This window comes from Actinomadura citrea, assembly GCF_013409045.1.
GTDB classification, from domain to species: Bacteria; Actinomycetota; Actinomycetes; order Streptosporangiales; family Streptosporangiaceae; genus Spirillospora; species Spirillospora citrea.
The window spans coordinates 1,784,538-1,806,597 of the sequence record NZ_JACCBT010000001.1; the positions used below are offsets into that span (position 1 = coordinate 1,784,538).

20 protein-coding genes are annotated in these 22,060 nt (G+C 70.6%); 10 read left to right on the plus strand and 10 right to left on the minus strand.

The annotated features are described in order from the left end of the window. Window positions 1-139: 139 nt before the first annotated feature. On the minus strand, window positions 140-790 hold the full coding sequence (locus BJ999_RS08550) for a hypothetical protein (RefSeq protein ID WP_179832785.1): 651 nt from the start codon (window positions 788-790) through the stop codon (window positions 140-142). 101 nt (window positions 791-891) lie between these two features. Here BJ999_RS08550 and BJ999_RS08555 point away from each other — a divergent pair, with 101 nt between their 5' ends. From BJ999_RS08555 to BJ999_RS08580, 6 genes are all read left to right on the plus strand, one after another. Continuing rightward, complete coding sequence (locus tag BJ999_RS08555; RefSeq protein ID WP_179832786.1) at window positions 892-1,479, plus strand: hypothetical protein; 588 nt, start codon at window positions 892-894, stop codon at window positions 1,477-1,479. A gap of 176 nt (window positions 1,480-1,655) precedes the next feature. Continuing rightward, window positions 1,656-2,771, plus strand: coding sequence for a hypothetical protein (locus tag BJ999_RS08560; RefSeq protein ID WP_179832787.1), 1,116 nt, complete (start codon window positions 1,656-1,658; stop codon window positions 2,769-2,771). A gap of 30 nt (window positions 2,772-2,801) precedes the next feature. After that, window positions 2,802-3,128: a hypothetical protein gene (locus BJ999_RS08565; protein ID WP_179832788.1), complete on the plus strand. Its 327-nt coding sequence runs from the start codon at window positions 2,802-2,804 to the stop codon at window positions 3,126-3,128. A gap of 28 nt (window positions 3,129-3,156) precedes the next feature. Beyond that, the gene (locus BJ999_RS08570; protein WP_179832789.1) at window positions 3,157-5,115 is read left to right on the plus strand and encodes a helicase HerA-like domain-containing protein; all 1,959 of its coding nucleotides are present in this window, start codon (window positions 3,157-3,159) and stop codon (window positions 5,113-5,115) included. Beyond that, window positions 5,112-5,846 (plus strand): hypothetical protein, encoded by a 735-nt coding sequence (locus BJ999_RS08575; RefSeq protein WP_179832790.1) that lies wholly within the window; start codon window positions 5,112-5,114, stop codon window positions 5,844-5,846. The genes BJ999_RS08570 and BJ999_RS08575 overlap by 4 nt, the downstream gene beginning before the upstream one ends. Before the next feature lie 35 nt (window positions 5,847-5,881). Continuing rightward, window positions 5,882-6,595, plus strand: coding sequence for a nuclease-related domain-containing protein (locus BJ999_RS08580; protein ID WP_179832791.1), 714 nt, complete (start codon window positions 5,882-5,884; stop codon window positions 6,593-6,595). 49 nt (window positions 6,596-6,644) lie between these two features. Here BJ999_RS08580 and BJ999_RS08585 read toward each other — a convergent pair whose 3' ends face one another. Together BJ999_RS08585 and BJ999_RS08590 are read right to left on the minus strand one after the other, a co-directional pair. Further along, window positions 6,645-7,844 carry a hypothetical protein gene (locus BJ999_RS08585; protein WP_179832792.1) on the minus strand — a complete coding sequence of 400 codons (1,200 nt, stop codon included), beginning with the start codon at window positions 7,842-7,844 and terminating at the stop codon, window positions 6,645-6,647. After that, a complete protein-coding gene (locus BJ999_RS08590; protein ID WP_179832793.1) occupies window positions 7,841-8,770 on the minus strand; it encodes a sigma-70 family RNA polymerase sigma factor in 930 nt (309 codons plus the stop codon). The genes BJ999_RS08585 and BJ999_RS08590 overlap by 4 nt, the downstream gene beginning before the upstream one ends. A 467-nt stretch (window positions 8,771-9,237) precedes the next feature. On the opposite strand from BJ999_RS08590, the gene BJ999_RS08595 reads away from it, so the two are divergent. Then, a complete protein-coding gene (locus BJ999_RS08595; RefSeq protein ID WP_179832794.1) occupies window positions 9,238-10,014 on the plus strand; it encodes a hypothetical protein in 777 nt (258 codons plus the stop codon). 12 nt (window positions 10,015-10,026) lie between these two features. After that, the gene (locus tag BJ999_RS08600) at window positions 10,027-10,782 is read left to right on the plus strand and encodes a hypothetical protein (protein ID WP_179832795.1); all 756 of its coding nucleotides are present in this window, start codon (window positions 10,027-10,029) and stop codon (window positions 10,780-10,782) included. Here BJ999_RS08600 and BJ999_RS08605 read toward each other — a convergent pair. After that, window positions 10,739-11,449: a response regulator transcription factor gene (locus BJ999_RS08605; RefSeq protein WP_179832796.1), complete on the minus strand. Its 711-nt coding sequence runs from the start codon at window positions 11,447-11,449 to the stop codon at window positions 10,739-10,741. The genes BJ999_RS08600 and BJ999_RS08605 overlap by 44 nt on opposite strands. A gap of 62 nt (window positions 11,450-11,511) precedes the next feature. Here BJ999_RS08605 and BJ999_RS43455 point away from each other — a divergent pair, with 62 nt between their 5' ends. Then, entirely contained in the window at window positions 11,512-12,456 is a 945-nt protein-coding gene (locus tag BJ999_RS43455; protein ID WP_179832797.1) for a S16 family serine protease, read from the plus strand. A gap of 12 nt (window positions 12,457-12,468) precedes the next feature. Here the strand turns inward: BJ999_RS43455 and BJ999_RS41260 are convergent, their stop codons facing one another. Next, a complete protein-coding gene (locus BJ999_RS41260; RefSeq protein WP_218934990.1) occupies window positions 12,469-13,797 on the minus strand; it encodes a J domain-containing protein in 1,329 nt (442 codons plus the stop codon). Window positions 13,798-13,978: 181 nt separating this feature from the next. Between BJ999_RS41260 and BJ999_RS08625 the strand changes: the two genes are divergently transcribed. Then, window positions 13,979-14,506, plus strand: a complete 528-nt coding sequence (locus BJ999_RS08625; protein ID WP_179832799.1) for a DUF4262 domain-containing protein — start codon at window positions 13,979-13,981, stop codon at window positions 14,504-14,506. Between the two features lie 186 nt (window positions 14,507-14,692). Here the strand turns inward: BJ999_RS08625 and BJ999_RS08630 are convergent, their stop codons facing one another. From BJ999_RS08630 to BJ999_RS08650, 5 genes are all read right to left on the minus strand, one after another. Continuing rightward, window positions 14,693-16,069, minus strand: a complete 1,377-nt coding sequence (locus BJ999_RS08630; protein WP_179832800.1) for a hypothetical protein — start codon at window positions 16,067-16,069, stop codon at window positions 14,693-14,695. Between the two features lie 306 nt (window positions 16,070-16,375). Next, window positions 16,376-17,842 (minus strand): hypothetical protein, encoded by a 1,467-nt coding sequence (locus tag BJ999_RS08635; protein WP_179832801.1) that lies wholly within the window; start codon window positions 17,840-17,842, stop codon window positions 16,376-16,378. A 218-nt stretch (window positions 17,843-18,060) separates the two neighbouring features. Next, complete coding sequence (locus BJ999_RS08640; RefSeq protein WP_179832802.1) at window positions 18,061-19,515, minus strand: hypothetical protein; 1,455 nt, start codon at window positions 19,513-19,515, stop codon at window positions 18,061-18,063. Window positions 19,516-19,993: 478 nt separating this feature from the next. Further along, the gene (locus BJ999_RS08645; RefSeq protein WP_179832803.1) at window positions 19,994-20,914 is read right to left on the minus strand and encodes a DMT family transporter; all 921 of its coding nucleotides are present in this window, start codon (window positions 20,912-20,914) and stop codon (window positions 19,994-19,996) included. Window positions 20,915-21,304: 390 nt separating this feature from the next. Next, window positions 21,305-21,979 (minus strand): hypothetical protein, encoded by a 675-nt coding sequence (locus tag BJ999_RS08650; protein ID WP_179832804.1) that lies wholly within the window; start codon window positions 21,977-21,979, stop codon window positions 21,305-21,307. Window positions 21,980-22,060: the final 81 nt, after the last annotated feature.

Here is a 22,060-nt window from a genome sequence, read left to right on the forward strand (position 1 = left end):
CAGGGCATTAGCCGCTACCTCGGTTCCGGTACCTTGCTCGGCTCTGCACTCACCCCCCGGGCGCGGGAGACGATCGACCTTGACCGTCCGCCGATTCGCTTCCAGGGCAAGGAGATGCCGGATCGAGTCGCCGAGTGTGCTATCCCGCCCGGACCGCGTATCCGCGCCCGTCCGGCTCCACCAGGAGGTCGACGACATCCGGCCTCGCCCCGCCCGCATGCGTGATCGTCGCGCTGAACCGGTACTGGCTGTTGCCGGTCTTGGTGGGATCCGCGACGGTGATCCCCTGCACCGCCGATCCCTGCGGCATGGCCTTGGCCGGAGACGGCCGCGCCGTGCCGATGATGGGGACGCCCTTCCAGTTCCCGGTCACGATGGCCCTGGCGGAGGCCACGGCCACGTTGAGGGCGCCGGCCGGGACGACCGTCGCGCCGCCGTCCGTCATCGGGACCCTGGTCGCGGCGGTGGCGGTGAAGTTGCTGGCGGCTGCTCCCGTCGGAAGCACCTGCGAAGGGCTCCCGGACGCTGTGGGCGTCGCCTCCCCCGGGCTCGGAGAGGCGGTGAGACCGCGGGGGTCGAGTGTCTGGACCTGGTAGCGCGGTGCCTGGCTCGCGGAAGGGGCGGCACCGGAGGACTCATCGCGGTCGAACACCGCGCTGACCACCAGCATCAGGATGATGCCGCCGACACCGGCCCACACCGCGATGTTCCACCACTCGGGCAGCTCGGTCTCCTGGAAGAGACGCCGCCGCCGGAAGCCCTGGCGGGCGTAGTCGGTCAACTTCGGCATGCCTTTGACCGTCGCGGGCGAGGGCGTCCGGGCAACCGGAGGGCGGCGACGTGTCGCGAATCGTTATGGCGTCCGGGGTGCAACCCCGCACGGTTCCAGGCATGAGCGAGGAGGACGACCGCGTCAGGGGGCCGGCGATGCTGGCCGCCACCAACATGCTGAAGCCGCCGCCCGCGGTGATCGGCAGCTTGAACAAGGACATCACGCTGCCCCGCACGGTCAGGCTGACCACGCTCATCGCCGTGATCGTCGGGGCGGCGCTCGGGTTCCTGATCGCCTTCCTCGTCTTCGGCCCGGGGCTGAACGCGCTGATGTACGGCCCGGTGCTCGGAGGGGCGGCCGGCTGGGCGTCCGTCAGCCTGTCCCCGCTGAACGGGGAGTCGCTGGCGACGTGGCTGGGGCTGCAGATCAACGGGACGCGCAACCGCAGGCTCTACGTGGACGGCCGGCCGGTCCGGCTGTACATCGGCATCTCGCCGCTGCGCCGCACCGCCTCGGGCACCGTGCGCATGCTGCCCGGCGGCGTCCCGGTGGACGCCGTCCGCTGGGACTCGCGCGGTTACCCCCAGCAGGAGATGCCGGGGGCGAACCGGCTGCGGGCCCCCCGCCGCAAGGGACGCCGGCTGACGGCGTCCACCCAGCTGTCCAGCGGCCGCCGCCGCGGCCGGAACGATCGCCGCCGCGGGTGAGTGCGGCCGGCACTTGCGCATCCGCGTGAGGGCCGCACGGTCCTGGCTGCAACATGACAAATAGAGGAGGGACGATGCCGGAACAGTCACCCACTCGTTTCACCATGGTGCCCGCCCGGCGTTCCAGTGAGCCGACCGCGCGCAGGCGGGCCAGGAGGATCCTGGTCGCGCTCTTCGTGGCCGCGGGGCTGAGCATCGTCGCGGTGTTCGTCGCACTCTCGAGCGGGAGCGAGAAGCCCGACCTGTCTTCGGTCACCCCGCAGGGGCGCGACCTTTCGTACACGGCCGCCGTCAACTTCCTGGCCGGCAGGATGCAGGACGTGCCCCGCGCCGAGTCCTTCGACCCGGAAGGGGCGTCCGCGGAGGGCCCCGACGGGCGCTCGACCCCGCTCGACTACCGGGCGCTGAACTGGGTCGGATTCACCCCCCGGCATTTCGGTACGGAGAAGCTCGGCTTCACCGACTTCGAGATCCACCACTACCTCGTCGTGCTGCCCGATCAGGGTGAGGGGACCACGCAGGTTCCGTCCCCGGCGGCCACCGGCAGGCCGGCCGCCTCTCCGACCGGCGGGGCGTCCGCGTCTCCGACCGGAGGGGCATCCGCGTCGCCGACCGGCGGGGCGGCCGCGTCGCCGTCCGGCGGAGCCCCCCAGGCGGGAGCGACCGGCACGCCGGCCCCGGGCACGACGGCCGACCCGCAGGGCAGCCCGCCGGCCGGGGGCAGCGAATCGCCGGCGGTGAGCTCGCACGTGCTCCAACTGGACGTGACGGTGCTGCTCGACCCCTCGGGGCCCCGCCTGGCCGCCTCTCCCGCCTTCTCGGTCTGGAAGAACGGTGCCGGCAAGCCCAAGGGGACCGGCGACTACACCAATTACCGGCAACTGACCACGGAAGTCAGCACCGAGTCCAAAAACCAGATTCTGCGATGGGCGGCCGCCTACGCCACGGGTGATTCGACGGCACTGCTCGCCGTCACCGGTGACCAGGACGCCAAGCACCGCTACGAAGGCCTTTCGGGGTTCCGCCTGGCGGACTCGTCGCAGGCCGTGCAGATCCTTTCGGCGATCAAGACGCTCGACGACCAGCTCGTCGTCCGGGTGCGGATCATGCTTGCCAGAGCCGAACAAACCGGGACGGTCCCTGGAAAGAAGGGAAACGTCCAGCCATTCACTAATTTTGCTGACTTCGACCTGCTGGTGGGAGCCAGCGGGGCGCAGCCCCCGGTGCTCGCGTGGGGACCTGCCGGTTCCGCGGCGGAACTGAACCCCTACAGCAACGCACTGAACAACTGACCGGGACCTCAAACCATGGAGGGAAAAAGGATGTCAGTTCCTGGTTTTCACATACTCGCGGGACCGGAGCTCGGCCAGACCGGCGCCGACAGTTTCTTCACCTCGCCCGCGGGCAAGGCGCTGGTCGCGATCTGCGGCGCGATCGCGGTCGTCATCGTCGTGTTCGGCGTCTTCCGGATGATCAACGGCATCGGCCGCGGGCGTCCGGGCGAGGCCTTCAAGTCGCTCATCTTCGCTCTGCTCATCGGCGGGATGCTGTTCAACCTCGGCCTCACCGTCCAGGGGGTCAAAATGATGAGCAACCTCGTCGGAAAGATCTTCACCAGCGTCGACCAGGTCGGCAACAGCGGCGGCTGATGCGGGAACCTCAGCGTAAGGAGTGAACGTGGCGGACCCGAGAGGGCCGGAGAGCAGGCCCGCGGACCTGGCCGGTGGCGGCTATGTCTTCCCCACCGTGGTCCTGCTGGTGTTCGCGGTCATCCTGGCCGTGCTCATCCCGGCCCTCTGCGCCTGGGCGCTGCTCATCGCGCTGCGCCGTTTCCTGGCCCGGCGCGACTGGATCATCGTCTCGCTGGCCGGCGTGGTGGGGTTCGCCCTGCGGGCCAAGGACAACGCGTACGCCTACGGCTACTGGCTGGCGAGCTTCGCCGACTTCGGCCCGGGGCAGCCCGGGAAGGTGCCCGTCACCGTCCTGCTGTCGCTGACCGCGGTGCTCGCGGGCCTCTTCGGACTGATCGTCGGGAGGGCCCGGGGATCGGCGATCATGACGCTCTCGTCCTTCCTGCGCAAGAAGAAGAAGTTCGTCGACCTGTTCGACGGCACCTGGTTCCGGCAGAAGGAGCTGGTCGACGATCCGATCACTCCCAGGGACGGCCGGCGCGAGATGCTGAAGAAGCGGGTCGCCAGCCGGGTGACCGTGGCCGACATCCCGGCGGTGCACGGCCCGTACGCCACGGAGAAGGCCAGGAAGACGCCGATCAAGGCCAAGACCATCCCCCTCGGGCTCGGCGCCAACGACCGTCCGGTCTTCCTGAGCACCCAGGAGATGGGCATGCACGGCGCCGTCGTCGGCTCCACCGGCAGCGGCAAGACCGTCACGCTGATGTGGATCATCGGGGCGGCACTCGACATGGGCTTCGACGTCACCGTCCTCGACATGAAGGAGGACACCGAGCCGGGCGGCCTGCGCGACTTCCTGCGCGCCTACGCGCAGGCGCACCGCATGCCGATGCAGGAGATCGCCCTGGGCGACGAGCAGCCGGCCTTCTGGTTCAACGCCCTCGCGGGCATGTCCGCCGACGAGGCGTTCGACACCATCATGACGATGGTCGAGTTCGACGACGCGTACTGGCAGGCCCTGAACCGCAAGGTCCTCCAGCAGGTCGTCCAGATGTTCCACGAGGCCGCCGAGATCGCACCGGACAGGTTCTCCCCGCCCAACATGCTCGAGATCGGCAAGATCATGGAGCAGGGCGAGAGCATGAAGGGCGCCGTCAAGGAGCAGGTGCTCGCGATCGACGGGGTCCGCGGCTTCGGGTACTGCACCGAGCGCTACACCAACGTGCTCCGGCCGTCCCGCGACGAGGCGGCCTCCGCGGCCAGCTTCGGCACGAAGCTGACCGGGCTGTACGACTCCGGCGCGGGCCGCCGCATCCTGGTCCCCGCCGCCGACCGGCAGATGATCGACGTCCGGCGGGAGGGGCTGACCTACATCGGGCTCAACTCCCTCGGCCAGCCCGACATGGCGAAGATCCTGTCCTCCTCCGCACTGCAGCGGCTGTCGGTGTACGCCGCGCAGCGGATCCAGGGCCGCGCCCCCAAGGACCGGCCGCGGCTCATCGTGGTGGACGAGGCGAACTTCATCGACCGCGAGATCGCCATGAACATGCTGTCCAGGGTCCGGTCCGCGATGTTCAACATGATCCTCTGCACCCAGGGCCCGACGGACTGGATCGACAAGGACGGCGACGACTGGTCGCGGCTCACCCAGAACATCAACTGGCTGGTCGCCATGGCCCAGTCGTCCCCCGAGGCCGCGGAGAAGTGCGCGGAGTTCCTCGGCATGCGCGACAACAACAAGTTCAGCGAGCGGGTCGGCCAGGACGGCCACGTCCAGAACCTGCAGGCCATGGGGGAGGAGCAGTTCATCGTCTTCCCGAAGGAACTGCGGGCCCTCGGCACCGGTGAGGGGTACCTGCGGGTCAACAAGCCGGCCAGCCGGGTCGAGTACGTGATCATTCCGATGCGGAAGCAGGAACTGGCCCGCTACCAGCCGCCCGACCCGTTCACCGCGCCCGCGACGCTCCCGCTGGGAGCCCCGCAGGGGACGAGGGGGCCGGTGTGAGGCCGCCGCGACGCCGGCCGAAGGACGAGGCGCCCCCGAAGGACCAGGCGCGGCCGGAGGACGAGGCCCGGACACGGCGGATCGACCTTCTGCCGATCGCCCTGGAAGCCTCGATCGTCGTGCTGCTCGGCTTCGTCCTCGCGGGCGTCTCGATCGGGCTGCTGATCCTCCAGTACGGGGACGTCGTCACGTTCGACCTCGGGGACGTCGTCACCGCCGGCGCGGCGGGCGTCGCCGCCGCCGCGGTCGTCCGGCTGAACGTGCGGCTCCACCGCCGCTGGAAGAAGACCATCGGCAGGATCACCGCCGCCGCCGCGCTGTGCACCCTCGCCGCGGCCGCGGGAGCGCTCGTGGTGCTGGTGCCGGGCGAGTGCCCCGGCGGGCTCTTCAGCACGGGCCGGTGCGGGGTGCGCGAGGCGGCCGCCTGGGGGCAGGTGGCCGGGCTGGCCTCGGTGCTGAACTTCATGATCGCCGGCATGGCGCTGACGATCTGGCGGCTCGCCTGGCGGTCCGTCGGGTGGCTCGCCCGCGAGGTCCGGGACGTGATCCGCGACGGGTCGGAGCAGGGCGTCATCTGGTTCAGGGCGCTGAAGAACATCCGGCGGCGCCGGGCCGGCGCGCGCGAGGCGGGCGGCGCGGCGCGCGGCGCGCAGGACGCGAAGGGCCGGCCCACGCCGCGCCGCGCTGACGCCGAGCAGGCCCGCCGCAAACGGCTCCGCGCCCGGGCCTGATCCGCGGCCCGCAGGCAAGCGTCCAAGGGAGATCCATGTACGAGGTCGGGCGGGCCGGAGACTTCGTCTCCCGGCAGATGTGGCGGCACCGGACCCGGGGGTCGCTCTACGCCGCCGGGGCCGCCACGCTGGCCGTCACGGCCGCGGGAGCCCTACTGGGGGCGCTGCTCCTGGACGCGAGTGCGCTGAGGGCGACCTCTGCGGTCGCCGGGGTGGCCGCGGCGGCGGGGTGCGGGTACGCGTGGATCCGCGCGACGCGGGCGCTGGGGCAGGCCCGCCGGTCGGCCGTGGGCGCGCGGTCCGAGCGTGAGGTGCGCGCGGCCGTCCGGCGCACGGAGTCGGTCGCGGCGGCCTACGGGCTCGTGCTCGGCGCCCGGGGCGGCGACTGCGACACGGTCGTCTTCACCCGAGGCTGCGGGGCCGCGGCCATCGAGGTGAAGACGGGGCACGGCCGGGTCTCCACCGAGGACGGGGCCATGCGGGTCGGCAAGCGCGTGCTGCACGGCGACCCCGTCCGGCAGGCGGCCAACCAGGCGCGGAGGCTGTCGCGCAAGCTGGGCGGCAGGACGGTCCTCGCGGTCGTGTGCGTGCCGGGGATGCGGAACCGGCCGTTCACCACGGCCGCCGGCGTGTGGGTGTGCTCCGCGAAGGACCTGACGGCGGTCCTGGACCGTGCGCCACGCGTCTTCGGCGCGGCGGAGGAGGCACGGGAGAAGATGCGGAGCCTCTGGAACGCGACCCCGGCCTGACCGGCCGGTTCGGGGCGTCGGCCAGGCTCACTGGGCGTGCCGGGGGCGGCTAGGGCACGTCCGGCCGCCACATGAGCGATGCGACGACCAGCAGGACGCTCATGCACGTGATGAAGAAAGTGATGATCGTGGGCATCAGGTCGAAGGCGCCGGGCCGCGGCAGCCGGCCGGGCAGCATGCGGCGGACCGCGCCTCCGGCTCCGGCGTCCTCCATCGCGTCCGCGTGGACGTCGTCGTTGCCCTCGTCGAAGAACCAGGCGTTTTGCGCGGGACCGGTGGTGCCGCTCTGGTCGGCGGCCTGCGCCCAGCCCGCGGCCGGCTCCGGTTGGAACGGGCCACCGGCTTCCGGGAAGCCGTGGGGCGCCGCACCGGGCGCGTTCACGGGCGCGTAGCCGACACCGGGTGCGGCGGCATGCGGCGTGCTCGCCGGAGCGCCGTAGGGCGCGCCGGGCGGCGTACCCGGCGGCACGCCGTGGTTCGGCGGCGCCCCGTGGTTCGGCGGAACGCCCTGGTTGGGCGGGACACTGTGGTTGGGCGGAACACTGTGCTGCGTGTTCGGTGGAACGCCGTAGTTCGGGGGAGCGCCGTGCTGCGTGTTCGGCGGGATGTTCTGCGGCGGGCTTGGCGGGGCGTTGTGCTGGGCGCTCGGCGGGACGTTCTGCCGGGGGGCCGGCGGGGCGTTGTGCCGGGAGGCAGGCGCGGTGCTCTGCCGGGGAGTCGGCGGGGCGTTGTGCTTGGGGGTCGGCGGGGCGTTGCGCTGGGAGGCAGGCGGGGTGCTCTGCCGGGGAGTCGGCGGGGCGTTGCGCTGGGAGGCAGGCGGAGTGTTGTGCCGGGGGGTCGGCGGGGCGTTGCGCTGGGGGGCCGGCGGGTTCGTCGGCGGGGCGGGCGGGGTGTTCCGTTGCCCGGAGGGAGCGCTGGTGCCGGCGGCGGGCGTGCCGGTGCCGCCGGGCGCGGAGCCGGGAGCGCTCCAGGTGTCGCCGGTGGCTTCGGAAGGCGCGCCCGGGGCGGCGCTCCAGGAGTCCCAGGTGCCGAGCGAGGCCCAGGGGTCGCCCTGCGAGGGCTTCGGACTCTGCGGCGGCTGCTCGGACTCGGGGGCGGCGGGCTCTCCGCCGGCCGCGGGCGGTGCGGCGGCCGGCTCCTCGGCGGCGGCGTCCGCGGTGTCATCGATGATGATCCACGCAGACGTCTCTCCGGCGCCCCCGGCCGGTCCCGCGCCGGGGCCGCCCGCGTGCTCCCGTCCGTCGTTCATCCTGCCCGTCCCTCGATTCTCCGGGCGCCCTCGGGTGTCTCGACGACGGGCTGGAGCAGCTTGGCCAGCGCCTTCTGCTGGATCTGCCGCACCCCTTCGCGGGACAGCCCGAGCCGTTCGCCGATGACGCGCAACGCCTGCTCCGGCTCGCCGTCCAGTCCGAACCGGCGCGTCAGTACGTACCGTTCGCGGGGGTCGAGCAACGGCAAGCCGCGGCTGCTGAGGGCGCGCAGGTCGAAGCGGAGCAGCACCTCGTCCTCGATGCTCGGGGACGCGTCGGGCAGCCGGTCCTCCCACGCGACGTCGTCCTCGCCCGAGCCGCCCGCGACCGTGTGCAGGCTGTCGAGCCGGGGGGCGTCGAGCACGCGGCGCACCTGGGCCTCGGTCACCCCGGCGCGGCGGGCGATGTCGGCGTGGTCGACCGGGGCGTCCGGCCCGGCCTCCTCGAGGAACGCCCGCTCGGCCGCCAGGATGGCCGGGCGCTTCTCGAAGTCCCCGGGATTGAGGTTCGGGTGGTCGGCGTCCCGCACCGCGCGCAGCACCTCCCGCTGGATCGGCTTGAACGCCCAGCTGGCGAAGGGGCCGCGGTTCGGGTCGTAGGAGGCGATCGCCCACAGCAGGCCGACCTTGCCGGCGCTCTCGAAGTCCTCGATGTGCTCGCTCGACTTCGAGGTGAACATGGTGACGTACCTGCGCACGAGACCGAAGTTCGCGATCATGATCTCGAGCGTGAGGTCGTCGAACTCGCGCTCGACCCGCCGCAGCACCAGTTCCGAGAGCATGTCGAGCTCCCCGGTGTCGGCCCGCGCGCGGAGCGCGCTGAGCCGATCCTGGAGCTCGTGGCGCCTGGCGAAGAGTTCGTCGTTGCGGGTACGGAACTCGTCGGCGGTGGGGCGCTCGCCACGCGCTGGCTGCTCGATGTCCATCCGTCTCCCTCGGCTAGTCGGGAATGCGAGGCTGGAGTTGTAGCTATGCACGTTCGATGCCGAACGGACCGGGAACGGTCGGAACTGAAACAGATCGTTGATACGTTCGCAGGCCGTTCGGACGGTCGCGAGGCTCCTGATCGGCCGGTCACGGGGGGCAGGTGGACGGGTCGCGGCGGAAGATCGCAGTTGAGCGCTTCGCGGGGAGCGGCGCAACTGTCCGGGAAGGGAACGCCGCGACAAGTTCGTTGACGAAAAATTGACCTTCTATGGATCTGCTGTTGCCGCGCTGATGGCTGTTTGGTGTAGGCGCGGTGTGTCGGACGAGGGAACGCAGAACCAGTTCGCCGCGTCGGGTTGCGGATCGCGGAACCGACGGACTCTAGAGGTCAGGGGGTGCGCGCTTAGGCTGCGGTAGGAACAGGCGATGCCACGGGCCTCGTCTGCCAACGAAAGGAAGAGTGACGGTGCAAACGATCCTCAGCGATCTCGGTCTCGAGTCCCCGCTCGTCGGGACGACGGTGACCGCACACATCAAGTCGAGCGGGCCGGACGGTTTCCGCTGCGCCGTCTATGACGTCGCGACCGGAGAGGCCCGCGACGCCCTTCTGCCGCGCGCCGACGCGTTCGACCTCCCGGAGGGGGCCGCCCCGCCCGAACTGGCGCCGGGCAGCAAGGTCATCGCGCTGGTCGTCGGCGTGGCCGCCGGCCCGGACCCGGGCTCCGAGCGGCTCATGCTCTCGGTCACGGCGCCCGAACTGGTCGAACGCCTGCTGGCGGGGTTCGTCGACGAACTGCTCAACGGCAAGGTCGTCATCAAGGCCATCGCCCGCGTCGCCGGGACGAAGACGAAGATCGCCGTGGCGCCCACCGTCACGGGCGTCGACGCGCGGGGAGCCTGCATCGGCCGCGGCGCGAGCCGGCTCAAGGGCGCCCAGAGCCTGCTGAACCACGGCTACGGCAGGGAGCGCCTGGAGATCATCGAGTACGCCAAGGACCCGGCCGCCTTCCTGGTCAACGCCATGAACCCGGTGCAGGTCACCGACGCGCTCGCCGAGCGCGGGAACGCGATCGTGGCCGTCGAGGAGCACCAGCTCTCCGGCGGTATCGGTGAGGGCGGCCTGAACGCCCAGCTCGCCGGGCGGCTGACCGGGCACTACGTCCGCGTCGTCAAGACCGGCACCGACCTGCGCGAGGCGCTCGACCAGCTCGTGGCCGACAAGGCCGCCGCGGAGAAGGCCTGAGGGAGAGCCACCGTGGTTCCGGTGGTCGTGCACGCCCCGGCGGGGGTCCCGCCCTGCGGCGTAGAGGATCTGAGCGGTCCGGGCGGCGGAACCCTGGACCGGGAGACGCTCGTCGCGGCCGGCCAGGCGCTGACCTGGCGATCGGTCTTCACCAGCGGCGCGCTCACCGCGATCCCGCTGACGGCCGCGTCCGCGGTGATCATCGGTAACGACGCGGAGACGCCGCCGGAACTGTGGCACGACAGGTTCACCCGGGGGTTCGCGCACCGGATGGCGGGCGAGCTCACCATCGCCTCGGTCACCGCGGGGCTGCTCGGGGAGACGGCCATCGGGAACCGGGACGAGGACGCGAAACTGCTCGGATCGGCGATCGACGGGCTCGCCCGGCTGCTCACCGACCTGGAGGAGACGCGGTCGCCCGGCGAGAAGGCGGACCGGATCGTGGCCGACACCGTCCGGACCCATTCCGCCCTGCTGGGCGTGCTCGCCCACCAGCAGGTCTCGGCGCGGGAGCAGGACGACTTCACCGTCCACACCGTGCGTTCGGTCGCCCGGCACCTGACCCGCTCGGATCTGGAACCGATGCGGACCCGGATCGGGCTGCCGTGGCCGGCCCGCGTGACCAGCGGGGTCGGCGATCACCTGGGGCTGGCCCGGTGGCGGGCCACCATGCAGTCCGACGGCGACCAGATGTGGTGCCGGCTCGAAGCGCAGAACGTCCTGGTCACCGAGCTGTGGCTGCGGAATCCTCCGGAGCCGCCGGAATGAGGTACCCAAAGCCCGTCCGGGTCACGATCACGCCGTCGCCGAGCTTGCGGCGCAGCCGGGACACGTGCTCGGCCAGGGTCCGGGAGACCCCCCGGTCGGTGCCCCACACGTGCAGCATGATCTCTTCCTTCGAGACCGCCCGGCCGCGGTTCACCGCCAGGAACTCCAGGACGGCGTACTCCATGGGGGCCAGCCGCACCTCCGCTCCCTCCCTGAACACCTGCCGGGCGGTGAAGTCGACCCGGACCGGCGGGATGTCGAGCAGGTCACCGCGGGTCTCGCCGGCGTGCCGGGCGATGCTTCCCGCGCTGCGCCGCAGCAGTGCCTGGATCCGGGCGATCAGCACCTCCGGGTGGAAGGGCTTGACGACGTAGTCGTCCGCGCCCAGTCGCAGCCCGAGCGCCTGCTCGTGCGGCTCGGAGCGGGCGGTCAGCAGAATGATCGGCGTGGTGTTCCCCTGGTCGCGCAGCTGGTCGATCAGGGACAGCCCGTCGATGTCGGGGAGGTTGATGTCCAGCAGTGCGAGGTCGATGTCCCCGCGGCGCAGCGCCAGCCGGGCCAGTTCGCCGTTGGCCACCGACTCCACCTGGTAGTGGCGCTTGCGCAGCAGACCGGACACGAGCTTGACGAGACGCGCATCATCATCTACGACCAGGATCCGCGCCATGGCGCCATGATAACGGGGGTGCGAGGACCATCCGGAGCGGCAGCGAGCAGGCTGGGGTGCCGGTGGGGCGCCGTGTGCTGTACGGCGTGGTCGCGGCCGTCGTCGTCCTGGCCGTCTTCGGGATGAGCGGCTCACCGTACAACCGCGTCGGTCCCGGCCCGGCGATCGAGGTCGGCCGCCCGGAGGGCGGGTCCTGGTCGGTCATGACGTCCCGCGTCCAGCGCAGCAACTGGCTCCAGTGGGGAAAGGCCGAGCTCACCGGGGAACACGTGATCCGGGACGCCGGGCGCGGGCGCGGCGGCGGCGGTCCGGCGCCGGGCGGCGACGCGATGAGCACCGCGCAGACGCACGCCGCGCTGGTCGCCGCCCAGCTGGCCGCCCGCCGGGCGCCCCTGAGCGCCGCCGGCCTCCAGGTCGGCGCGGTCGGCGGACCGGCCCGGGACGGCGGCCTGCGCCCCGGCGACGTCCTCCTCGCGGCGGGCACGGCCGACCGCCTGATCCCGCTGCGCGCCCCGGCCGACCTGGAGACGGCGACCGCCGGGCGCGCGACCGTGCACGTCCTCGTCGTCCCGCGCACGTCCGCCGACGCGTGGGGGAGCGCCGAGGTCCGGCGGATGCCCGTCGCCCGGCTCGCCGGGACGGAGGCCGGCCCCACCGTCGCGCTCACCGCCTACCCGCTCGGTCCCGTCGAGGGGCCGTCGGCCGGGCTCATCCTGGCGCTGGCCCGCCTCGACGCGCTCACCCCGGGCGACCTGACCGGCGGGCACCGCGTCGCCGGGACCGGCGCGATCGGACTCGGCGGGGCCGTGACGGGCGTCGGCGATGTCCCCGAGAAGGTGCGCGCGGCGGTGAAGGCGCGCATGGACGTGTTCTTCGTGCCGGTCTGGCAGCGGTCCGCCGCGGTCGAGGCGGCCAAGGGCACCGGCCTGCGGATCGTGCCGGTCCGCACGGTGACGGAGGCCGTCGACCGGCTCTGCGCCGACGGAGGCCGCGCTCCGCTCTGCTGACGCCCGGCCCGCTCAGGGGCGGCGGAGATGGGGCAGCAGCGCGGCGAGCACGCGCCGGTCCACGACCGGGTCGCCCTCGCCGAGCCAGTCCGCGATCCGTTCGCGGACCTGTTCCAGGTCACCGGCGAGCAGGTCGCCGTACTCGGGCTCCGGGAACTTCGCCCGGGACGACCGCACGGGATCGTCCGGAAGCACGGCGACGAACCCGCGGACCCGCACGCCGCGCGGCACCACCTTGCGGATCTCCTTCACCGCGGCGCCGATGCCGGTGTCGCCGCCGGGGAACGGACGTCCGACGGTCGTGATCGCGCCCTTGCCCGTCCAGGCGTAGGTCCCGGCGGGCCAGCGGCGGGCCATGACGACGGCGAGCCGGTCGCCCCGCAGCACGACGTGCTCGACATAGTGCAGGCCCTGCCCCGACGGCTGCGGCGCCGTGAGCGCGTGCACGATCCGGACCCCGTCGAGCCGCACGAGCCTCTCCATCTCGGTGGCGCTCTCCCGCGCCACCACCTGGCGCGCGAGGTTGCCGTCGAGCCCCGCCCCGGGCACGTTGAAGATCTGGTAGTCGAGAGAGTCGGGGGCGATCAGCCGGTCCAGCAGGCGGCCCTTCCGGACGAGGTGCGGCGCCGCGGCCAGACCCGCGGCCCCGGCCGCGAGCCCCGCCAGCGCGGCGCAGAGCGTCCAGAAGCCGTCGCCGTCGGCCTCCGTCGCGGCGAGCGCGGCGCCGCCGACGAACATCAGCGCGCACACGGCCCAGAGCCAGGACAGGGACCGCAGCGTGGGCTCCAGGGCGACGAGCGGCATCGCGACCAGCGGGAGGACCAGCAGGAGGAGGAACCCGACCGGGAGCCCGGCGGGCCACAGCACGTACACCGCGGCCAGGAACACCACCGTCCAGACGCCGACGGCCGCCACCCGGATCCAGTGGGAGCCGAACCGGGGGCGGACGCGCGGGGCGGATGCGGGTGCGGCCGCCTGCGGTTTCGTGAAGGAGGGACCGGGGGGTCGCGTGCCGGAGGGGCGGCCTGCTCCCGCGCTCTGGTCTCTCCCGCTCTCCGGCCGCGGCGTCGGGCCGGGCTCAGGGGCCGGTTCGGGCTCCGGCCGGGAGGAGCGAGGAGGCTCGGGCGGCGCCGTCCGGCCGCGAGCGTCGTACGCGGCCCGGGACGCCGGGTCCTTCAGCGTGTCGTAGGCCGTCTTGACCAGCCGGAACAGCCCGGAGGTGCCGCTGGCGTCGGGATGCACCGCGCGCATCGCCTTGCGGTACGCCCGGGTGATCTCCTCCGGTTCCGCGGTCCGCTCCACGCCGAGGAGCTCGTAGTAGTCCGGCTCGTCATTCCTCATGGCATCCCATTCATCGGTCTCCATCCCGACCGTCCGTGGTTCGCGCCCCGCGGCTCGTTCATCCCGCCGCCTTGTGGGCCGTCCGGCCGACGGCCTCCCGCAGACGGGCTCGCGTGGTCGGGGACGGCGCCGTCCGGACGGTTTCCAGTGAGTCACTACAAACAAGAAGGGGGCGGTACCGATGACCGATCTCGTTCGGACATCATGTGCCTGTCTGATCCACCGAGAGAAACGGACGGGCGATCCGGAAGTCGACGACGTCGTCAGGCAGGTGCTCTCGCGCTGCTGGACGATCGTCGGAAACGAACCGCAAGCCTGGTTCTGCACGGTGGGCCAATGGCACAACTTCACCTCTCCGGAATTCGTGATCTGCGGTCTTCCTCGTCGGGAAGGCCGCGATGCACTCCGGGGGGCCGTCATCGCGATGGAGTACGACCTGCCGAAACTGGGCGAGGTCGACACCGAGCTGACGTCCCTGAGGATCAAGACCGTCAGGGTCCACGAGAGCTGGTCTGGCTCGCCGCTGCTGCGCACCGCCCGTGCGTTCTACTGCGGCCGGCTGCCCGAGTACCGCCAGCTCATCTGGGCCGAAGCCGCCGAGGGCTTCCCCGGCGACGAAGGCTTCGACGAGGAACTCGTCGAACGCCAGCCCAACCTGGCCATTCCACGGCCGGATCATCCGGAATGCGCCTGGACGGCCCTGCCATAGACCGGCAGGACCCCGGGCGCCGAGCAACAAGGCGCCTCACGTCGACGACGTGGGGCGCCTTTTCTGCCGGAATCCGGCAGCCGGTCCGGAACAGAGAGATGCCCCGGTGGGAACGGCGTCAGCCGTCCCCACCGGGGCACCGGTGTGCTTACCCGCCGACCGTCACTTGCGCACGGTCATCGGGTGTTACCTGGCCAGCAGATCCGGGATGATGATCTGCTGCCCGTCGGGCAGGACCCCGTGCAGGCCGGGGTCGTTGTAGTACAGCGCGGTGAGCCTCGCGCCCGATCCGGGATCGCCCTCCGTCTCCGCGTGGATCCCCTCGTACGGGTGGATCGTCACGTTGTCGAAGGTCAGCCCCGGGTAGGCCGCACTCAGCTCCGAGCCGCCGCCGACGATGGCCTTGGCCATCTTGTCGGCCTCGGCCTTGATCCGCCCCTCGCTGGCGTTCTCGACACCGATCAGCAGGACCCGCTCACGGGAGGGGTCCTTGGACATCGAGTGCTTGAGGACGGCGTGCACGTAGCCCCAGCTCGCGCCGGAGTGCACGTCCACCGGGCGACCGGTGCTCCCCATCGCCTTCCAGGTCTCGTCCCCGTGCCGGATCTGCTGGTCGAACAGCGTCTCCAGCGCCGGAACGCGGCCCCCGGTCTCCAGCTCCTCGCGGAGCAGGTCCCGGACGATGTCGAGGTCCTCCTCGTAGGGCAGGACCGTGAGACGGGCCCGCTGCTCCGCGGTGATCTGGCCGCGGAGCTCGTTGACGAGGTTCTCGCGGAACAGGCCCTCGACGATGCTGGTCCGACCGTCCCACAGGGAGATCAGGTCGAGGTACAGCCCGTTCGGGATGTGCCCCTTCCGCGCTCCGGGCAGGAAGTACAGGTCGTACCCGGTGTTCGGGATGTTGAGCACGATCTCGATCTCCAGCCCGGGGTTGGCGGACAGGAGGGCGAGAACGATCAGGCCGATCGCACTGGCCTGGCGTGCGGTGCTCTCGATCTCGTAGAGGGTCGGGCCCTTCGTCCACCGGAAGTCGTGGACGTCGGAGGCCAACTCGTCGGTCGTGGCCTTGCTGAGGACCATGTCGAACGGCCCGTCGGCGGTGAGCAGGGTGAACCCCGGCCCACTGACCAGGCAGGGCCCGGTCTTGATCACGACCTTGTCGATCTCGGACAGCGGGACGGTCTCGGGCTCGGCACGCCTGTCGGTGCTGACCACCCGCTTGGGCAGTTCACCGGCGAGGGCCCAGTACCCGACCCGGCCACGCTGGGAGATCTCGGTGAAGACCCGGACCTCGTTTCCCAGGTGGTGGCAGATGGCGGCGTCCCCGGCGAGGGCCTGCGCCCCCATCCAGGACAACCAGCGGTCGGCCTTTGCCTGCATCGAGCGCGCCGGCTTCCCGTACGGCTTTCGCGGCAGGTCCTGCAGACCCGTCACGTACACCCGCCCGGGAGCGAACTCGAACGACTGCCGCTGCTCCGCCGGCATCTCCACGGGGGAGATGAGGGGAAGGGCACCCGGACGCGACAGCGTCCGCCACCCCAGTTTTCGGTCTTCGCGCAACACGCGATCACTCCTTTTGTTTGTCCTCGCCCCGGTCGATCCGGGACGACGCGGCTTCGGGAACCGCTCGCGCGGCTGAGCCACGCAGAATTGACCGTACGGGTTTCGAGCGTTCCGGCAACCTGGTATGGCGAGACCTGTCCGCTGGGCCGGAAAGAGAGATGCCCCGGTGGGAACGGCTGACGCCGTTCCCACCGGGGCACCGGTGTGCTCACTTCCCCCGGGCTGGAGGAAGCGTGGGTCTTACCGGCGGAACGGCCGTGACCGTTCCGCCGGAGACCGTTGTTCCCTTCGGAGGCCGCTAGGCGGCTACCACAGGTAGCTCCTCGGGAGCAGGTCGACCGGGTCGACCCACTCTCCGTGGTCGAAGCCCGAGATGCCGCTCCGGTCGTTGACCGTCACGATCCGTCCCGGGTCCCTGTGGTACAGGATCGCCCCCTCTTCTTGGGGAACGAAATGCGAGAAGGGGTAGACGGCGAACGACGTGCCGCGGAACGCGAGCTTTCCGTGCTCGACGAGGACCTTGGTCCACGGCTGCACGGACTGCTCGATGGGGATCTCCACGTAGTCGTTGACCGACATGACGGTGCCGGCGAGCATTCGCCGGAGCACCGCCACCGCGTAGGAGGCCCGGCACAGCTCCTGAACCGAGTGGATCTCCGGATCGAGGAAACTGTCCCTGGCCTTCACGAGGCTCCGGACTCCCGGATCCAAGATCAGGTTCCAGAGCTCGTCCCCGGAGTTCCGCATCGTGTCCACGAGGACCTGGAGGTCCGGGACACGCCCCGGCCCCATGTCCGCGAGGATCCCGTCGAGCGGGGCGAGTTCGTCCCGGTAGATGATCTCCGTCTCGCCGGACCGCTCGCCGAGGACCTCCCGAAGGAGGTTCGTGATGTGGTCCGTCAAGAGACGGGATCGCCGGGTGACTTCCTCGCGCCACCGGTCGTAGGCGCGGGCGGATGCCTGCCCCTGCTGCAACTCCGGGTACATGTACAGCCAGTAGCCCCTCCACGGGACATCGACCACGACCGAGTACCGGACACTCTCCGGGGAGTGGACCATCACGTTCCCGGCGAACACCGCCGACAGGCGCGCGAGGTTCTCCTCGTAGAAGGAGAGCGGCCGGACGAATCCAGCCGAGGTGATGAACTCGGGCGTGCTCTCAGCCGCGCCGCGCGAGCCGAACTGGAACCCAGTCCGCCGGCCCTCGGGGTTGGTCGAGATCGTGGCCCGGTTGGAACCGTTGCAGACGCCCAGGACGATGGACACGGTCTCCGGCCTGTCGGCCAGAACCATGCCCGGTTCGCCGGAGATGAGCACGTGCTCGGAGGCCCTGCCGAGGTTGAACCCGGCGTAGGCGCCCTGCACGTACCGATAGCCGCCTGATGCGAGCCGGAGCTCGTAGACGACGCTCTCGTCCGCGACGGTGTCCGGATCCGCCGACAGCCGAAGACCCCTCACCAGGTCCTCGACCTTACGGCGTGCCTTGCCCGTGGTCCTGCCCTTGCCGAAGTCCAGGTCCCCGAAGGCACCCTTCATCGCCCTGGGCGACCACAGCCAGTCCGGTGTGATCCGGATGGGCTCCTCTCCCGTGAGCAGGACAGGGGTGATGCGGGATGAGTCGGGCCCTTCCGGGTCCGACTCCGTGGTCCAGCGGGTGAGACCGCCGGCATCCGGAGTTTCGGTTGCCATGAGCAACCCTCCTTCTTGGTTGTTCTGTCGCCCGGACCTAGTCCGGGCGGCGTGACTCTGAAGCCACTCACGTGGTTGAGCCACGCAGAAGTGACCGTACGGGGTTCGAGTGTTCCGGCAACCGGATACGTCGAGACCCTGCGGCCGATTCGTGTCAATGGCCGGGCTATACCGTCGGCCAATGCCGCGTTCGATGCTCGGCTCTCGGCGGAGGGCGAACTGATTGGGTGCCCGACGCAGAATGCCCCGGTGGGATGGCGTACAGCCATCCCACCGGGGCACCGGTTCACCCGAGCGTCAGATCACGAAGTGATCTTCGGCCGCGGGTAGACCTGTTCGAGGAGTTCCTCGCGGGACACCTCGGTACCGTCGGGCAGCCGGAACGTGCGGCCGACCGCGTACCGGTACAGCGGGTTGTTCACCCGCGGTACCCGCTGGACGTGGACCTTCTCCAGCGGGTAGACCGCGAGCAGCGATCCGGCCCGCAGATCCTCGCCGATCTCCTCCAGAAGGTCGGCGATCTTCTTGGCCTCGCCCGGGTACGCCTCTTCGAGACGCCCTTCGCGCCAGGCCTGGTGGGCTTGCGTGATGAGCCCGATGACGCGCTCGGCCTCGGCGGCCATGAACGCCTCCGAGCGGTTGTCCACCTCGATCACGAACTCGCTGCGGAGCATCCCCCGCACCAAGGACATGACGTAGCTCAGGCCGGTCAGCGCTCGCACGTTGCCCGGCCGGACCAGGAAGAGGGCCAGCCGCATGACCGCGTCAGCGGAAGCCTCCAGTACGGAGAGCACCTCCTCGAACTCGGGAGTCCGGCCGTCGTTCATCTCCACGTTCAGGAAACCGGCGACCGACTTGAGCTCGCGAGGCATGCGCAGGCTGACACGGCTGTCGTGCAGCAGTTCGCCGAGCGCCCTCTGGAAAGAGCCCTCCACGCGTTCGCTGCGGTCCTCGACCTTCGGGAACCACTCGACGCACTGCTCGGGCGTGATGTGCCCGCTCACCGCACCTTCGTACGGGTAGAGCGTGTACTCCGCCGACGGCACGTCGACGACCAGTTCGACTTCCAGCTCCGGGTTGAGCCGGAGCAGGGCCGTAGCGAACAGGATCGTGAGCCGCCCCAGACGGGCCGGCGTCTCCTCCTCGTAGAACGAGGACTCGGCCACGGTCTCGATTCGCTGCACCCTCGTCGAGAGGTCCGCGGTGTGCGCGAGCCCCACCATGTCGAAGGTGCCGGTCGTGGTGTGCACGACCGCGGAGTTCACGTCGAACAGGCAGCCGCCGAGGACGAAGGTGACCTTCCTCAGCCGGCTGAGTTCCTTGAGTTCGACGAGCTCCTTGAGATCGGCGAGACTCAGTTCCCCACTCGATTCCGCCAGGTGCGCGAGCTCGGTCGCATCGACCTGCGTCTGGCGGCCCAGCTTGACCCGCTCCTTGTCGGTCAGCTCGCCGAGGGGCTTCCTGGCGAGAGCGGACACGGTGCTGCGGTTGAGCTGCCGAAGTCCCTCGATCCGGTCGAGACGCTCGATGTCGACCGAGTCGCCGTACCGGATGAGGCGCTCCAGCCTGGCCGCGCGGACACCGGGGACGCTGCCCCGGGTCTGCAGGAACTCGACGGCTCCGTCCATCTCGACCCCGGCGTATGCCCGGACGACCTGGCGGCCGTCCTCGTACACGTTGAGGTCACAGATGGCGTCGCCACGGACCCTGGCCGCGAGGCCGAGGAACCCGACCAGGTCGGTCGCCTTCGCGATCACGCTCCGTGCCGGCTTGCCGTAGGGCTGCCGAACCTTCTCGGCACTCCCCACATGGAGGAGACCCTCAGCAAGGGGGGTCTGAGTCCGCACGCCTTCCGGCAGTGCGATGTGACTGGCCGGCGAGACGGTCCCCTCGGGACCCTCGCCCACCAGAAGGTGGGTTGCGGTAGCCAATTTAGGCTCCCCTCTTGTTTGTGCACACCCCGGCCTGGCCGGGATGGCGCGGCTCATTTTGAACCGCTCGATGAAGACAGTGCGGAACGGATCCGGTTCAGCAACCGGGACCACTCCAAAGCACCATGTGAAAGGGGTTACATGATGAGTGACTGAAAGCAATCGACGATCATGTCAACGGCGAAACAAATAAGAAACGGCGGAGCCGGCCGCCGAGGGGATGACGAGAAGAGGCGGGAACGGAGCAGTGCTCCGTTCCCGCCTCCGGGGTGGGGCGGCGGCCGTCAGACGGCCGCCGCCCACATCAGGCGCTGGGCTTCACGCCGGCGGGCTGGTCGCCCTTCAGTGTGACGCGCAGTGCCGCGAGGACCACGATCGCGATCCCGCTCCAGACCCAGATGTCCGAGGCCTGGTTCTCGGACAGGAGTCCGAAGAACACGCCCGCGGCGCCGAGGAGCGCGGCGATCGGGGAGTCCAGGAGGTACAGGACACCCGTCACCCGTTCGCTCACCTTGCCGGTGGCGAGGTCTTGCAGGAGGGCGGGGATGGTGAGCGCGAGCACACCGGCCACCAGCCCGGTGACGATGACCTCGGTGGAGAACGCCACCTGCAGGCCGCCGCCCATGTACTTCCCGGTGAGCCAGACGGCGAAGACGGTGAGGGGGACCGACAGGAAGTTGGCGACGGCCAGCCCTCCCTTGGTCTTCGTCTCGTCCATCTTGCCGAAGACGCACTGGATGTAGTTCCAGAAGCACACGGCCGAAGCGACAGCGGCGACCAGGCCGATCAGCATGTCGGTGCTGAAGTCGTCCAGCCACTTCCACGGCTGGTTGACCATCACGACACCGCCGAACGCCGCGACCCGCAGCGCGAGTTGCTCCCGGGCCCAGACCCGGACCGGGCGCTCCTTGTTCCTGAGGCTTCCGAGGATGCCCCAGAACCCGACGGACAGCGGCCCGAGGGCCACGATCGCGGCGGTCACGCCGAGGCCGAGCTTGGCGACCGCGATGACGTAAGCCACCCCGATCACGCTGTTCGAGAAGGCGGTTCGGACGACCGGCACCCACATTGCGGCACCGAACTCCCTGACACCGAGACTTCCCTGGGCGCGCACGTACCCGACGAGCAGCAGGCTGCCGAAGATGGCCATCCACAGCGCCGCCGCCAGCGGGTCGATGCGGCTGCTCACCGCGAACCCTGCCTGCTGGATCGCGAGTTCGAGCACGATCAGCCCGCCGCCTACCAAACGGAGGCTGCGAGAAACTGCTTCCCCTGACATAAGGGACCCCTCTTTGCGTGGCGCCCCGGCTGAGCCGGGGCGCAGGTGGTGGTTCCGAGGAACCGCCATGCGTCCATGACCGATCGGCCAGGACGCATCGTCGGTTCCTGGGGAACCTCGGATACATCCCGGCCGCACGCGGCCAGGACAGCGACTGACTTCAGGAGCCAGTTAGGGAAGACAGTGCCGAGTCACTCGAAAGATGCAATGAGGTGGGCATCTCTGAAACCGCCCGACGGGCGACCTGAGGTCCCGGATCGGCGGAGAAACGAAGATGGCGGGGAGGATGGCTCCTCCCCGCCTGGGTTCGTTGGGTGCGCCTCGCAGCGCGTTCGGTCAGTTCTTCGCCGTGGAGACCGCCCCGAGGGTGATCAGCGCGGCGGCGAACGTGGTGGCCCCCGCGATGGCGCAGGGGAGGAGGACCTGCCAGGTCAGGGCCCCGGCCAGGGCCATGAAGAGCACGCCCAGCAGGCTGATGACGACGGTGAGCAGGCTCCCGAGCACGACGCCCAGCACAGGGTGGTGGGCGGCGCCGCTCTTCGCCTTGCGCTGCATGGACCGGATCGCCTTCGCGGTCAGGGCGTAGAGCCAGACGGCCACTCCGGCGAAGAGCGGAACGAACAGCGCGTCGCCGAACTTGTTCTCCCCCGACCTGGCCACGAGCAGGTACAGGCTCAGGTCGGACGCGAACAGCATCATCAGGTTGCCGATGGTGGGGTAGATCGCGATGCGGAGGATCTCCTTGCGGTACATCGTCCAGCTCGCGAGGAGCTCGGGGGCGCCGGCCCGGTGGACACCCGCGTGGTCGCGGAGCCACGGGCAGCGTAGGGCCATCAGGAAGAGCAAGGCGGTGACGTTGGTCGCCGCCGTGATCAGTCCCGTGGCGTTGTTCGTGCTTCCCTTGGACAGCGCCGCCGAGACGCTGAACACGGTCGCGATGACGATGAGCCACGCGAGTGCGGTGAACAGGACTCGAACGTTGGGAGTCCTGCTGGATCGGGTTGTAGACACGTTCGTCTCCCTGTTTCGTTTTTGGCGGGATCTGCCGGTCCCGAGGACTCGGTAGGCAGTGACGACCGTGCCAAGCGGACA

Coding starts and splice junctions, on each gene's coding strand:
- BJ999_RS08550 (WP_179832785.1), bottom strand. CDS start 790: ATGCCGAAGTTGACCGACTACGCCCGCCAGGGCTTCCGGCGGCGGCGT.
- BJ999_RS08555 (WP_179832786.1), top strand. CDS start 892: ATGAGCGAGGAGGACGACCGCGTCAGGGGGCCGGCGATGCTGGCCGCC.
- BJ999_RS08565 (WP_179832788.1), top strand. CDS start 2,802: ATGTCAGTTCCTGGTTTTCACATACTCGCGGGACCGGAGCTCGGCCAG.
- BJ999_RS08580 (WP_179832791.1), top strand. CDS start 5,882: ATGTACGAGGTCGGGCGGGCCGGAGACTTCGTCTCCCGGCAGATGTGG.
- BJ999_RS08585 (WP_179832792.1), bottom strand. CDS start 7,844: ATGAACGACGGACGGGAGCACGCGGGCGGCCCCGGCGCGGGACCGGCC.
- BJ999_RS08590 (WP_179832793.1), bottom strand. CDS start 8,770: ATGGACATCGAGCAGCCAGCGCGTGGCGAGCGCCCCACCGCCGACGAG.
- BJ999_RS08605 (WP_179832796.1), bottom strand. CDS start 11,449: ATGGCGCGGATCCTGGTCGTAGATGATGATGCGCGTCTCGTCAAGCTC.
- BJ999_RS41260 (WP_218934990.1), bottom strand. CDS start 13,797: ATGAGGAATGACGAGCCGGACTACTACGAGCTCCTCGGCGTGGAGCGG.
- BJ999_RS08625 (WP_179832799.1), top strand. CDS start 13,979: ATGACCGATCTCGTTCGGACATCATGTGCCTGTCTGATCCACCGAGAG.